Source organism: Calothrix sp. NIES-2098 (assembly GCF_963875125.1).
GTDB lineage: Bacteria > Cyanobacteriota > Cyanobacteriia > Cyanobacteriales > Nostocaceae > Aulosira.
This window is the reverse complement of record NZ_CAWNKJ010000001.1, coordinates 3,850,550-3,864,271: the sequence shown is the minus strand read 5'-3', so window position 1 is coordinate 3,864,271 and position 13,722 is coordinate 3,850,550. Positions and strand designations below refer to the sequence as shown.

Here is a 13,722-nt window from a genome sequence, read left to right as displayed (position 1 = left end):
AAATCCCCAACTATGGATGCTATCCGCTTTCGAGAAGCCAATATAGATGATGATACAACCATTGCCCGTCATTTTTTCCAGTTATGGCGCGACAATGGCGTTCCGGAAGCATCCATGCAAGTTAATTGGCTAGAGACAACTTTGGCATTTATCGATCTTGCACGTCAGACACTAGCTTATAAAGCTTTTATCGCCGAAATCAACTCAGAAATTGTGGGTTCTGTAGGCTGTCAACTATTTGCCGGATTGTATCCTCATGTTCTCGCCGAACAACAAAGAAAATATGGGTATATTTGGGGAGTTTATGTTGAGGAAGCATATCGTCAACAAGGAATCGCCAAACGCTTAACTCAAATGGCGATCGCTCATCTCCAATCTCTCAATTGCACCAGTGCGATTCTTCACGCCTCGCCTTCTGGGAAACCACTTTATAGTAATTTGGGATTTAGGGAAAGTAATGAAATGCGTTTAGATCTGATTCCTCCTTCGTAAATCAATATCATCCTGTTTGTTAATTATCTTTTAATTCAAAAAAATGCCGACAACAGAAGAACTATTCCAACAACTCAAACACCCCAATCCCCACCTCCGCGATCGTGCAATGTGGGAATTGGCTGAAAATCCCGATGAAACAACTATTCCTCGCTTGATGAGTATTCTTGATGAAGAGGATACCACCTATAGACGAGCCGCCGTTAAAGCTTTAGGCGCGATCGGCCCTGATGCAGTCACACCCCTAGTAGAAGCCTTACTGAATAGTGATAATGTCACAGTTCGCGGCAGTGCAGCCAAAGCACTAGCGCAAGTCGCCATTAATCATCCAGATGTTCCCTTTGCTGCTGAAGGCGTACAGGGTTTAAAAACTGCTCTCAACGATCCCAATCCCGTTGTGCATATTGCTGCTGTGATGGCGCTGGGTGAAATTGGTTCTCCCGTTGTCGATGTTTTGATTGAAGCATTGCAAACTACAGACAACCCAGCGCTAGGAATCTCGATTGTGAATGCCCTTGGCTCGATTGGCGATCGCCGAGGTGTGGAAGTTTTACAATCATTAATTGAGAATGAATCAACCGATTCCTATGTGCGCGAGTCCGCCACTAGTGCATTATCTCGCCTAGAAATGACAATGAAGTTTCAGCGAGGAGAAAAATAATACCAACACAACGAAAAACAGTCTCGTAGGAGGAAGGGCTATTGAATAACGCTCTGGCAATGCAACAATCATCTGAGCGATAGCGAGTGATTTTCTATGCGGAAAATCGCATCTGAACGCTCTCACTCTCTTAGTACAACTGCGCCGTCGCCATCCACAAACAGCAACCTTCCAAGCTGATTGGCAAAAATTGCTAGCAGATGTAGACTTGCCAGAGTTGGCTAATAAACCGATCGCTCCAGCTTACAACATGGAGCGATCGCCTACAGCTTCGCAATAGGCTCTAAGCAGTGAAGCCGCCATCAATATTCAGGCTGGCACCAGTGATGAAACCCGCCTCATCACTAGCGAGATAGGAAACCATGCCAGCCACCTCATCAGTCTTTCCATAGCGACCGAGAGCGACCAGTTGTTTAAGTGTTTCGGCAAAGGAGCCATCTGCCGGGTTCAAATCGGTGTCGATGGGGCCGGGCTGAATGTTGTTGACTGTAATCCCGCGCGGGCCGAGATCGCGGGCCAGACCGCGGGTAAAACTGGCAACTGCACCCTTAGTTAAGGCGTAGACAGAAGCGCCAGGAAAGGGAACAGACTCGCTGTTAACACTACCGATTGTGATGATGCGTCCGCCCACGCCCATGTGGCGAACAGCCTCTTGGCTGGCGACAAAGACGCCTTTAATGTTAATTGCAACTAGCCGATCGAAATCATCCAAGGAAAACTCGTCTATTGGAGCTAAGATGGCAGTTCCAGCATTGTTCACAAGGATGTCGAGGCGACCAAAGGCTTTCACTGTCTCGGTGACGGCATTTTTCACTGCTGCCACATCTGCACTGTCAGCTTGGATAGCTAAGGCTTTGCCACCTGCTGATTCAATGCCACGTACAATCTCATCGGCTTTTTGCTGCGAACTGGTGTAGGTGAAAGCAACGGCAGCACCATCATGGGCAAGACGTTTGACAATGGCTGCTCCTAGACCGCGCGAGCCACCCGTAATCAATGCAACCTTTCCTGCAAGTTTATTTGTCACGATCGGTTTTTGGGAATAATTTTGTACCTTTTGCTAAACAAGGTATATCTGAATGGAACATTTAACAAGTGTGTTTTCCGACAGGAGAAGACATCGCTTCTTGGTCAAAATGGAATATTACTTACGATTGTTCAGATCCCCGATTTTTTCAAAAAATATTCTCGGTAAAATCATTACTCAACCTCATTGAGATTTGATGTCAAGTGAATTACTTTACACTTGCTCATCAAATCGGCTGCGAAAGCCTCCGTATTTTAGCCAATATTGTTTCAAATTGTGGCAGGGTGTATGTAAACTGGCTCTTGCTTGATACAGAATTACTTGCCGATGAGCGCCCATCCAAATTTTGTCAATTGGATCGACCGAAATTACAGTACCTCCTAACGCTCCCACACATTGGGAAAAACGCTCAATAGCACTATAGTCTACAGTTTCAAAAACGAAGAAATTACCCGAACAAATTAAATGCCTGCTGCGAATCCAGCACTGCATTTTTTTCTGCGCTTCTGGGGGTAGCATATTTGCTTTAACAGCCAGATTAGGCAGGGAAAGATCATAGGATGTTTGGGACTTCATGGGCAAAACTCTCCCGCTTTTCAAACTGCAAAGGCCCAAAGGCAGACCCCCAAACCTGCTCGTGTGTATTTACATCTAGCCCTCGATCGAGGCTGACCCAAGTATTTTGTGTGATTTCAACGTAACTATGGAGATAAGTCTGGCAGCCATTTTTTTCAATCAAGCACAAGTTTCCAGGTTCAACACCGCCGATAAATCTATCTCCTTCTCGTTTGAAAATCATTGAGCAGTGATATCGGCGTTCGATGCAATCTGGGGTGATGGTTCTGAGAATGCTTAACTCACGGGCTGCACCAGCATAAAGAAGGGCATTTTTTAAACTGTAATTTTCGATATAAATCTCGTCCCCCCGATCTACTAAGCGATGCACTCCTTGTCGATAAGGTCGCCACAAATCATAGTCATAAACCTGTTCTGAATAAAGCCCAATTCCTGAGAAAAATTCAAACGGTAATGGACGAAAGAAAACGTGAATATGAGCGTATTCTTTAGGATTTTTAAATGCCTGTTGATAATTGCTAAAATCACCTGCCATCCACCGAGCTAAGGTAATTAAATTATGCGATCCAGTTTGGCAAATATTTGGTAGTGAAGAGGTCATAAGTAGATGAGGATAAATAAATAATACAAGAATCAAAATTCAAAATGATGACATTAATCTATGGCGAAAGTATCTATTAACAAATGAAAAATGACATAGCAAAGCTGACGCGCTCAGTTCATCTTTAAACTGCACGATCTGACGTTGTATATATATGACTAGAAATGCCTAGTGCGGCATTGTTGGATGTAGTTTAACTGCGAACGCTTTGGCGGATTTCGGAAGAAAATGAGGCAGTGACAACTCCTGAACCAGCACTAGTTTTAATTAGGGAAACCCGACAACGAACATTAGGATTAGCAAACCAGATTTTTTCTTCGGCGGCGGCGCGATCGTAGGCGGTGACTAGCACGAATGTGCCGTCTTCCGTCAAGTGATAGTCGCCAGCGGCCGCCATTGTTTCTGCATAGCCGCGATCGCGCAGGAGTTTGCCGCGATTGGGATGAGTTGGATCGGGAATCGGAACCAGGACACAAGTACCTTTAATTTCATTGTCGTCCCAGTCTGATTGACCTTCCCAACTCATCCGAAATGGGGAAACCGCTGTCTGAGGATCGATGTTATAGGTTTTACACAATTCAATCACTTCCGGATCGTCATCTGGGAGCGCAATGATATCTATCTCAGACTGTACGGCTTCAAAGTGACCGAATGCTAAATGATGGGCACTGCGTTGCGATCGCCAATGACCTATAGAATTTGCAACAAACTTTGTAATATCCATCAACTCTTTGGTTTCCCTTGTTAGCTATTTGCTTTTAGATTGGAGAATGTCCCAATTTACCCAAAGTTAAAGGTTAGGAAATTCTCCATTGGCAGCGTTAAGCTATTTCCGCAATACTAATAATTTTGCCTCCTGTTTTTTGGATACTCTGAATTTTTTGAGCTAGCTGGTTGTATCCAACTTCAAAGGTGGCGACACTTTTAGTTACCCGAACACCAAAATTGGCTCTAGAGACCGAGATGCGGAATCTCTTACCTGTATTGCTAGCAGCACCAGAACCCCCAGATGGGGTAACAATTTTGGTTGCGAGGTTAGCACCAATATCGCTAATCAATTTTGCTGATTTGCCCAGATCGTTGGCAGCAAATCCCCGCATTAAGCTAAAAGTACGGTTAAAAGTAACATTTTTAACACCAACTTGGGTGCGATTACCACGGGCATAGGGTACGATATGGTCGCCAAAACTCCTAATGTATTCATCACTATCAATGTAGGAGTTTATTTCTGCTGCATAACCTTGTGTGTTGTAAATTTGCACGTGTGCCGCAATTTCTGCTTGATCTTGCGGGGCGCGACCGAGCAAATGTTTAAAGTTTAATTCGATAAAACGGTAGGGAGAAGAAGTTTCAAAAAACAGCGAACGATATAGATCCGATTGAGCCACGGCTCTGACAAAGCCAGCAACCGTAATATCGCCGTGACGCAATTGAGACTCTGCGCTGGTAAGGCGTTGGCTTTCAAAGATATGTGCATTGCCCAACACTTGCCTATATACTGCGGCGATCGCAGCTTGCAGATCGTCCTCGGTGGCGTTGGGGCGTAATTCAACGGACTCGGCTTCTATCCAAAGTGCCATGTCAAAGCCTCCTAAATTTAGGATTTTCGAGAAATTTTTGGAAAAATTGCAAATTAAAAAAGTAATCATTTTGGCTGGGCAATGCCCAGCCTGTTAAATCTTACGCAATTTCAGTAATGCTGATGATTTTGCCAGAAGTACGATTAATTCGCTGAATTTGCGGAGTCATCTTACTAGCTGGAACAATATACTCAGTAGTGCTGATGCGGCGGGGGCTGTCGAATTTGGAACCTGTCACCACGATTTTGAACCGTTTTTCGGTGCCAGAGCCAATAACGTTGGCTGAAGAGGCTTTAATCGCATTGGCACTGTTGGTAGCAACAGCATAGACCAATTGAGCAGATTTAACCGCACTGTCAACTTGCGCAGGGCCGCGATCAAGGGCAAATATCCGGTTGTAGCCTACTTGTTTGGGGTTAGCATTGCTGCTTTTACCGCGATAGTAAGGTACTACATTTTCGCCAAAGGCTGTTTGATATTCACTGCTATCGATGTAGGAGTCAATCTCAGCATCATAGCCCTCGGCTACAGTGCGAACAATGTGTTCGGAAACTTCTCGTTGATCTTGGGGGGCGCGACCAAGCAAGTGGAGGAAGTTGAGTTCTACAAAACGGTAGGGAGCGCAGGAGGAGAAGTAGCGGGTACGATAAAAATCAGATTTGGCAACAGTGCGGACAAATTCGCGCACGGTGATGGAGCGATCGCATAATTGTGATTCTGCTGTCACCAACCTCTCACTCTCCATGACATGAGGGTTGCCTAAAACTTGTTTGTAAACTGCACGGATAATAGTTTGAACTTCTTCTAAGCTACTAGAAGGCCAAAGTTCAAGAATTGTCTGGGATGCCATTGAAATCTCTGCTCCTCAATTTTTTAGTTTGCACCTGATTTATACAGCAGTGATACTTGCTATCACGCCGCCTTGCTGGTGAATTCGCTGATACTCTTGAGAGAGCTTGTCGTATGGCACCAGAAAGACTTGGTTAGAACGGCGAAACTTGGAAATACTATTGAAGGTTTTGGCACGATAACCTGTAACTTCAATGCGGTAAACTTTTCCACCTGCACTAGCATCAACTCCAAGACGAGTACGCGCACCCGTGGGAGGTGTAGAGAAGGTAGCTCCAGCACTAGCGGGTGAAATTACTGCCGTGGGTGTGCTTTGAATTACCAATGAATTCAGCTTAGGAGCTTTGCCCGACAAGTCACCCTTTAGACTGCTGCTAGAAGCACCTCGTACCAGTTGGAAGGTATGGGTAAATTGCACCATGCTCTGAAGCGCTTCAGTTTTGTAGCCTCTAATATAAGGCACAATATTCTCACCAAAGGTTGATTGATACTCATCGCTATCGAGATAAGAATCAATCTCAGCTTCAAACCCTTGAGTATCAAGAATGGTGCTGTGGGAGCGCATTTCTTCTAAATCCAGCGGTGGACGCCCTAGCAAATGGCGAAAGTTGAGTTCGATCGCCCGGTAGCGCGCACAACTGGTAAAAAAGCGAGAACGATAGAGTTCAGATTTAGCCACTGCTCGGACAAACTCGCGGACACTCAATTCACCCCGCTTAAACTGGGATTCGGGGACGGTGAGCCGTTCGCTTTCCATCACATAGGCATTGCCTAATACTTGCCGATAGACTGCCCGAATGATTGTTTCTGCTTCCTCTTGCGAGCGACCTGGCACCCACTCAACGGGAGGGGTCTCTTCAAACAGGCTGACTCCCAGGCGTGAAGCTGGTCCAAATGGCATTAATTGTTTCTCCTGTTAACGAAAGTTTAAGAAGTTTGTTTCAATTTGTAAATAAAATTCAGATTGTTCACCCAGGTCAATCAAATCGCTGAATAATTTGTTGCAACTCAAATTGCCAGCTTCCATAGGCATGGAAGTTGTGATTTCCTAGATGCTCAAGCTTTTTAGGCGTTTTATACGCTTTGTTATGATCATTTTCTTATGAGCGCGTAACGATGAGTATCAAGATTTGTAAATCTTGATGAAATGAGGCAATTTTGCACTCAGTTTGCACAAACGATTTTTATTTATGAGTCAAGGGTCAAAAGTCATTGGTCATCGATCGTCTGTCTCATTTTTCCCCACACTCCCCACACTCCCTCATCTCCCTTGCCTCCTCTACTCCGTCGCCCCTGCGCGGATTAACAAATCTACTGCTTGAGCAGAACGGAAAGAATTGCGGGCTTCACTCAATGCTGTAGCACCCCAGCGATTCTTGGGGCGAAAGTCTGCGCCATGTTCTAACAAAATGGTCATAGTTTCCAAATCGCCTCTAGCTGCTGCCATCATCAGAGGAGTCCAACCACCAATGTTGGCGGTATTTACTTGGGCACCGAGTTCAATCAACGCTTTCACTGTATAAGTATGCCCATTATCGGCTGCTAAGTATAATGCTGTGTCACCGATTTTATTAGTAGCATTCACCTCTGCACCCATCTGCACTAGGCGTTGCACAATATCTGTTTGACCTCGCCGCGCCATTGTCATTAGCACAGTTTCCCCATAGTGATTGCGATCGCCTATATCAGCACCGCGATCGAGTAATAGGGAAACAATATTCCGGCGATCGCCTTCTGCGGCAAACATCAAAGCTGTGTAGCCTGCTGGATTTTTCACATTCACATCAGCATTATGCGCCAGCAACAATTCCACAATTTCTAGATAACCTTCTGTGGCTGCCCACATCAATGCTGTATTACTAGCTCCTACGGCTGTAACTCCCCCGGTGGTATTGGCATCTGCGCCTTGGGCTAATAAGCTATTCACAGCAGAAGTGTCACCTTTAACGATCACGCGGATCAAATCTTCGTTAAGAGAAGGCATTGTTAAAGTAATTTGTAATTATTTGCTCAAGCTTACTTGAGTTCAACTTTGAATACACTGTCTGCGGGTTTTTGGGCAATGGTGGCATCCCATGCGATCGCCTGTAAAAATGTCTCACCAGAATGAGTTTCTACTACATCCACACCCCAGTTACCTGGTTGCAGGGCATCAGGAGAATCGCTAGTGGGAGGAGTCGTTTTGATACCACCTAAAACCAGAATTTCTGGGATAGTTTCTGCACTCAATTGTTGCGATCGCCGTTTTTCTGCTAAGGCTTTTGCACAGATTTCTCCAACTTGCTGCGGCAAAAATTCATTGGCAGGGAATAAAATTTCTAAAATCCAATGAGGATGATTCACCAGCCTGCATTGCAAGTTTTCGTAGGCACTCAAGCCCGATCTAAATACTTCAGCAAATTCTTCGCGGCTGAGGGCTGGTATCGTTTCAGGAGAAACATCAAAGTTGTGAGAGAGCAGCATTCGCCCTGGAGATTGATTAAACATTTAAGTTCAGCATAATTACAGCTAGGGTTTCAGCGACTTGAGGCCTAGCAGATAGCTTCTGATATGGGCATTACATCTTGCTATGGGGAGGTTGGTAGAACACTCAAGCCATTCATATTCTCTAACCATAGTAGGGTTAATCACCTAAATCAGATTCGTTAAGTTTAGTAACGTTAAGGTGATTGGTTGAAATTGCCTAACTGCAATATTTGTTGAATTTGGAATAATTTATGACTGCTTACACAAGCCAAGCTGCAAAACATGCAGAAACTTTTAAGCGTCTATCTGTAGACGATCAACTTGCTGTCTTGTGGTACGCCTACCGTTTTATCTGTAGCGAATCAGGAATGAAACAGCCGAATGGCACTGCTCCTGACAACTCTGATGAGTTGTTTAATAAAGCCAAAAGTCTGTCACAAAATGAGCAACTTCAATTAATGCGTGATTTGCTCAAGAGGACAAATACAGACATAGCGCGTGAATACAACTCCTTGACCAATAACACCAAGTTAGCTTTTTGGTATCAGTTAGCTCAAGGGATGGAGCGATCTGAAATTATCCAGGCTCCGTCTGATTATCAACCCTCATCTGAGGTTAAGGGACTAGTATCTGTACTAAAACCCATTGGATTTGAACAGCAATTTGTTTTCCTTCGGGACGCTTTATTGTCAGATGGTGGCAAGCCTTCTGTAATGTAAGTCTGATAGAACGATTTTAGCCTCATAGTAGATGATTGAAATGGTCAAACTTCAATGCTGAAGCTGATTCTACTGGGTGTACATGGTCAGCAAAGAAGTTGAGGAGAATTGTTCTCATTCCCTAATCTTTTTCTTAATTAGAACAGAGAAGCCAGAGTCTAAACGACCCACTCCTACAAAAGTAGGAGTGTGTTTCAGGGCGAGAGAAGAAAGAAACAGGTAAATAATGATGGTCAAATATGATGCAGCGATCGCTCAACCACAAAATTTACATTACTTCCTCATTCACGCTTTCGATGGTGTCGTCATCGCTGACAGCATAACAAGTATTTTGTGTGCCGACCCATAATCGCTGCGCCGTTTCGGTATCCGACAACTCGTGTTCGTCGATTTTGAGGACAACATATTTCGAGCCGTCCTCATTACCAAGTCGCCAATTGGAACCGTAGAGGTGTTCTAGCAGTTGCTCGCGTCGTTCAGGAACAAGCGTACCATTTTCCAGCCACTTATCTGGGATGCGATACCAATTTGTGAACGTCTTTGAATTCTCTGGATCGAAAATGTAGCCGCTTAGATAGTCATCCCAAAAGCTCAGTGTGTCGGTAATGGTCAAGCGCAGGTATCTCACACTTCTGTACCCTCCTCAATGCTTTTAAGGTCTAGCGGCGAAATCATCTCATGCTGCATTACTGGGGAGCGATCGCTAACATTTTGCGGTAGTTCGGATAAGTGAATTTGCTCATCCTTATCGCTACCTTTCTACTAATCTAACCTCAAAAAGCTGGATCTGAAGGTTTGTCTTGTGGCGCGATCGCACTAATTCTTGCAGAGTACGGTAGCTGTGGATGGTCGTTTCCATCCCCGTGAGGGGTAATGTTTTGAAAACCTCTGCTACCTCAGAAATTGTTGATTACATGACTCAAGTTTCCATCCCCGTGAGGGGTAATGTTTTGAAAACTAATCTTGCTTATGCTGTTCAAAGAGCAAGTAACATCTTTAGGTTTCCATCCCCGTGAGGGGTAATGATTTGAAAACTTCTAAAGTCGTTGGAGTTGTATCTGGATTTGTTTTAAGTTTCCATCCCCGTGAGGGGTAATGATTTGAAAACTAAATGTTTTTGAAAATCTGATTGAAAGTTTGAAATCAGTTTCCATCCCCGTGAGGGGTAATGATTTGAAAACTATTGATGTTCGGGGTGGCAACACTACGAGTACTTACGTTTCCATCCCCGTGAGGGGTAATGATTTGAAAACCCTACCCTTTGAGAAGCCTTATGCAGAAAGGGTTACAAATACCTATTTTAGAGGGGGGTCTAATTTCCCTGTCAATAAGCGTCAGATTATTGAGAATTTTAGGCTAGTAGACCAGGCTCAAAAGGTTACTGTGCAAGCTTTTCGCGGGGGTCAACGCAAGAATTAGGGTTTTGGTGATCGCCTGACCCCCGCGAAAAATTTACGTATACAAAGTCAAAAAAACTACTTTGTGATTTTTTGGGAAACAGTATATTAAGTTTTCAAGGTTCTCTAATTTAAAATAGAAGTATAACAAAGTACTTAAGCTTTTGAAAGTGGCAAACATTAACTTTTCTATCAAGTCCACGCTCAGGTTGTTGATGGCTTGATGGGCGATGTCTACGACGGCTATGCTTACGCGCAATTTTGAGCCAACAGATAATATGTGCGATTGTTGTTTAACAAACTAAGCACTTTGTTAAACAAGGCAAAGACTTTCTTTAACAAGGTAAACACTTTGTTTAACAAACCAAGCACTTTCTTTAACAAGGTAAGCACTTTGTTTAACAAACCAAAGACTTTCTTTAACAAGGTAAACACTTTCTTTAACAAGGTAAACACTTTCTTTAACAAGGTAAACACTTTCTTTAACAAGGTAAACACTTTCTTTAACAAGGTAAACACTTTCTTTAACAAGGTAAACACTTTGTTAAACAAACCAAGCACTTTGTTTAACAAGATAAATTATTTTACGGTAATTACTGAATTAATAATTCAATTTTTTTGGAAAAAATACCTGATTTTGGTTATTTTCACTGATGGCAGATAAGACTAAAACAAAGGGCAAAAACTCTATTCCGTCGGCTCCACTGTGTTGTTAGCTGGCTGGCTACTACGCGATGCTTCTAATTTCTGCCGAATTGCTGCCTGAATCTTTGCGTCAAAATCAGGATCGCTTGGGCTGGCAATAAGGGATTTTGGACGCTGACTGAACCTGTCCAAATACGCCTGAAAAGCAGCTTGATCTTGGCGGTTTGATAGAAAGTACCGTTTTAATTCGGCATCACTCATGGCATCAAAATTACTTGACTCATCAGAACACCTCACCATTGGGTACAATTTCAAACTCAAGGTCTTCACCATATCCAGCTAAGATATACACATTGAGTTTCCGGCGTACTTTTGGTCAGTGCTGGCAAGGAAAAGCAATGTTAGGTTTCCTTCGTCAACCCAGCCTATAGCGATCGTACTATTTACCGTTAAATGGGACTCTGCCAGCCTTCAATCGTTGCTAATAAGATATTGACGGCTGGATGATCTATCAACTCTTTTAGGGCTTCCGTACCACCAGCTTTAAGCGCACCAATGACCCGCTGCTTTAGGGCAGGATTATTCTCAATCTCCTCAACGGCTTTAGCTGCAACTATAATTTGATCGGTACTGGTTGTAGTAGGATAGGTCGTGGAAAGCTGCTCCAAGAGTTGTTGAATTTCTTTAGCAGCTTCGTCAAGATTCTGCTTGGAAGAGAGATCAAAGAGCTGACCACCGCTTTGAATGCCTCCTTCAGCTGCAAAGCCACCCCCCCACTTTGAACCTTGCTGATTGTAAGTTACGCTTTTTGCTTGATTCTCTGCCATAGCTTTCGCCTCTACATCGATATTAATGATCATGTTGGCACTTTCCCGCTTGTAGCTTTCTATTTCTACTTGCAGATCTCTTTGCTGATTATCTACTATTGCGATTGCTTTTTCTATCTCTTGTTGAAGCGCTTTAATTTTGCACTGTAGAAACTCTTTAAACTTTTTTGATGTAATTGGTGCTTCAAGAAGTTTCTTGTTGTAAGTTAATTCAATTCCCAGCCAACTGTGGGTTCCTTCCTTAAGTGAAAAAAAACGGTACTTCTCTTTCCAGTACTCCTCTTTGTCTATAACTTTACCTTCCCACAGTTTCCTTGAAAGAGGCTCCCTAACAGGAAGGTGCAGTTTGTACTCTAGGAATACTTCAGCAACAGGCTCTTTACTGTCAGCCGATCTTTTCAAAAAGGCTATTAATTCACCTAAGTTCTCGTAGAGACTTGAATTCAGAGGGATTCTAGGCCTTTTCATCTGTTCACTAATTTGATCGCAGACTTGTCTAAACTTCTCTTTAGCCTTCCGATCATGAATAGTTTCAGGAATACGATCATAGTTAACCTTAGCGCTAAACTCTCTAAATTCATGCATTAAGAGACTAATTGAATTATTAATAAATTTAAGTTCGCTAGCACTTAATAAAGTAATTTCACATCGTGTAATTCCTACTGATGCCTTGCCTCCATTCACCTTTAATGATTTTTTTAATACCATTAAAGCTGTTTGTAACATTGCCACAGTGCACACAATAGCGATAATCATAGTAGCTAGATCCAAAGCTGTAATTAAGATATTTTTAATAATCTCCATAAAAGCTATGTATAATCACTAAGAATTTTATTTTTCTTTATTTGCCCTCTGGGACTGTGATTCAAGTTCCTTAATCCATGTTGCTAACATAGGAAGAATTTTAACTGTAAATAAGATAATCGTTTTGAGGAAACTGCAAAGAACTGCCATCCAATACAGAAAAAACTTTACAAAATCTCTAAAGAATCCTGAGCGAAAGCGCTGTGCTACCTCTATTTGTGCATTTCGACGTTTGGCATCCTCTAACTTTCGTTCTGACTTTTGTTTTAAATCATCTATTTTTTGTTCTAACTCTTGTATAGTCTTTTTAATAGCGGATATAACATCATCTGTTTCTGAGGTATTGCGCTGTATAAGCCTATATATATTGCATACTCTCTCTAGATCAAATTTAGCTGCATAAAAATTTTCTACTTGCTTATATGAATAACCTCGATACTCGTACAATCTTGCATAAAAGGTTAGGATTGCTTGACTGAAATTACCAAGTTCACTTTCAATATCTATAATTTCAAAACCCATAATTGCATCTTTAATTTTTCCCGTAGATGTATTATTTACCTCAATTAATTGATTAAAACCATCACTTATCAATAGTGAAAAAAAAGCTTTTGATTCCTGTCTGGCTTCTCCCTGCTTGTATTTTTCTATGTAGTCATTGCAGGAGGATTGTATTTCTTCCCATTTGGTAGTTGGCTGTTTGTCTTTACGAGAAGTTTTTGAACGGTAATAAGATGCGTATAAAAAGTTTTCTATTGATTTTTTTAGATGGGATTCTGGATGATCTACTAATCTTTCATACGATAGCTTTAGATGTGCTAAACCACAATATTTGTATGCATCTGGAAGTATATTTTCTCTATGAAAGAAAAGAGGCTTGGCTGGGTCGTGATAAAAGGCAACAATAGCAAATAGCTCTTCAAATTCTGCTATTGCTTTTTCCAGTCTCCTCTTATAATGAGTATCTGCAAGCTCTTTTCCCTGCTCGTAGTGCTGTAATGCCCGGTCTATTATACCTGGTGCTGGTTTTTCCGGTTCTCTCGCCCCTTCTAAACTGTTTTGCATTTTTTTATACCCC

The 13,722-nt window shown here is 42.7% G+C and carries 17 protein-coding genes; 4 read left to right on the top strand and 13 right to left on the bottom strand.

The annotated features are described in order from the left end of the window. Nucleotides 1-12 precede the first annotated feature (12 nt). The 3 genes from AACU33_RS16245 (at nt 13) to AACU33_RS37595 (ending at nt 1,433) form a co-directional block, all read left to right on the top strand. The gene (locus AACU33_RS16245; RefSeq protein WP_096589663.1) at nt 13-492 is read left to right on the top strand and encodes a GNAT family N-acetyltransferase; all 480 of its coding nucleotides are present in this window, start codon (nt 13-15) and stop codon (nt 490-492) included. Nucleotides 493-535: 43 nt separating this feature from the next. Next, on the top strand, nt 536-1,153 hold the full coding sequence (locus AACU33_RS16240; protein ID WP_096589662.1) for a HEAT repeat domain-containing protein: 618 nt from the start codon (nt 536-538) through the stop codon (nt 1,151-1,153). A 79-nt stretch (nt 1,154-1,232) separates the two neighbouring features. Beyond that, nucleotides 1,233-1,433 carry a DUF928 domain-containing protein gene (locus AACU33_RS37595; protein ID WP_445291790.1) on the top strand — a complete coding sequence of 67 codons (201 nt, stop codon included), beginning with the start codon at nt 1,233-1,235 and terminating at the stop codon, nt 1,431-1,433. Nucleotides 1,434-1,436: 3 nt separating this feature from the next. On the opposite strand, the gene AACU33_RS16230 is transcribed toward AACU33_RS37595, so the two are convergent. The 9 genes from AACU33_RS16230 to AACU33_RS16190 form a co-directional block, all read right to left on the bottom strand. Next, entirely contained in the window at nt 1,437-2,180 is a 744-nt protein-coding gene (locus AACU33_RS16230) for a 3-oxoacyl-ACP reductase family protein (RefSeq protein WP_096589661.1), read from the bottom strand. A 213-nt stretch (nt 2,181-2,393) separates the two neighbouring features. After that, on the bottom strand, nt 2,394-2,756 hold the full coding sequence (locus AACU33_RS16225; protein ID WP_096589660.1) for a CpeR family transcriptional regulator: 363 nt from the start codon (nt 2,754-2,756) through the stop codon (nt 2,394-2,396). Further along, nucleotides 2,734-3,357 (bottom strand): chromophore lyase CpcT/CpeT, encoded by a 624-nt coding sequence (locus tag AACU33_RS16220; protein WP_096589659.1) that lies wholly within the window; start codon nt 3,355-3,357, stop codon nt 2,734-2,736. Before AACU33_RS16220 ends, AACU33_RS16225 begins: the two co-directional genes overlap by 23 nt. A 193-nt stretch (nt 3,358-3,550) precedes the next feature. Next, nucleotides 3,551-4,081, bottom strand: coding sequence for a phycobiliprotein lyase (locus AACU33_RS16215; RefSeq protein ID WP_096589658.1), 531 nt, complete (start codon nt 4,079-4,081; stop codon nt 3,551-3,553). Between the two features lie 97 nt (nt 4,082-4,178). Then, nucleotides 4,179-4,937, bottom strand: a complete 759-nt coding sequence (locus AACU33_RS16210) for a phycobilisome rod-core linker polypeptide (protein WP_096595276.1) — start codon at nt 4,935-4,937, stop codon at nt 4,179-4,181. Nucleotides 4,938-5,037: 100 nt separating this feature from the next. Further along, entirely contained in the window at nt 5,038-5,787 is a 750-nt protein-coding gene (locus AACU33_RS16205) for a phycobilisome rod-core linker polypeptide (RefSeq protein WP_096589657.1), read from the bottom strand. 39 nt (nt 5,788-5,826) lie between these two features. Next, nucleotides 5,827-6,687, bottom strand: a complete 861-nt coding sequence (locus AACU33_RS16200; RefSeq protein ID WP_096589656.1) for a phycobilisome linker polypeptide — start codon at nt 6,685-6,687, stop codon at nt 5,827-5,829. Nucleotides 6,688-7,065: 378 nt separating this feature from the next. Continuing rightward, entirely contained in the window at nt 7,066-7,770 is a 705-nt protein-coding gene (locus AACU33_RS16195; protein ID WP_096589655.1) for an ankyrin repeat domain-containing protein, read from the bottom strand. 32 nt (nt 7,771-7,802) lie between these two features. Next, the gene (locus AACU33_RS16190) at nt 7,803-8,273 is read right to left on the bottom strand and encodes a DUF2656 domain-containing protein (RefSeq protein ID WP_339376066.1); all 471 of its coding nucleotides are present in this window, start codon (nt 8,271-8,273) and stop codon (nt 7,803-7,805) included. A gap of 230 nt (nt 8,274-8,503) precedes the next feature. On the opposite strand from AACU33_RS16190, the gene AACU33_RS16185 reads away from it, so the two are divergent. After that, nucleotides 8,504-8,971, top strand: coding sequence for an orange carotenoid protein N-terminal domain-containing protein (locus AACU33_RS16185; RefSeq protein WP_096589654.1), 468 nt, complete (start codon nt 8,504-8,506; stop codon nt 8,969-8,971). A gap of 268 nt (nt 8,972-9,239) precedes the next feature. Here the strand turns inward: AACU33_RS16185 and AACU33_RS16180 are convergent, their stop codons facing one another. From AACU33_RS16180 to AACU33_RS16165, 4 genes are all read right to left on the bottom strand, one after another. Beyond that, nucleotides 9,240-9,599, bottom strand: a complete 360-nt coding sequence (locus AACU33_RS16180; protein WP_096589653.1) for a hypothetical protein — start codon at nt 9,597-9,599, stop codon at nt 9,240-9,242. A 1,456-nt stretch (nt 9,600-11,055) separates the two neighbouring features. After that, nucleotides 11,056-11,313, bottom strand: a complete 258-nt coding sequence (locus AACU33_RS16175; protein ID WP_096589651.1) for a DUF6887 family protein — start codon at nt 11,311-11,313, stop codon at nt 11,056-11,058. A gap of 149 nt (nt 11,314-11,462) precedes the next feature. Continuing rightward, nucleotides 11,463-12,644, bottom strand: coding sequence for a hypothetical protein (locus AACU33_RS16170; RefSeq protein WP_096589650.1), 1,182 nt, complete (start codon nt 12,642-12,644; stop codon nt 11,463-11,465). Nucleotides 12,645-12,671: 27 nt separating this feature from the next. After that, nucleotides 12,672-13,709, bottom strand: a complete 1,038-nt coding sequence (locus AACU33_RS16165; RefSeq protein WP_096589649.1) for a hypothetical protein — start codon at nt 13,707-13,709, stop codon at nt 12,672-12,674. Nucleotides 13,710-13,722 lie beyond the last annotated feature (13 nt).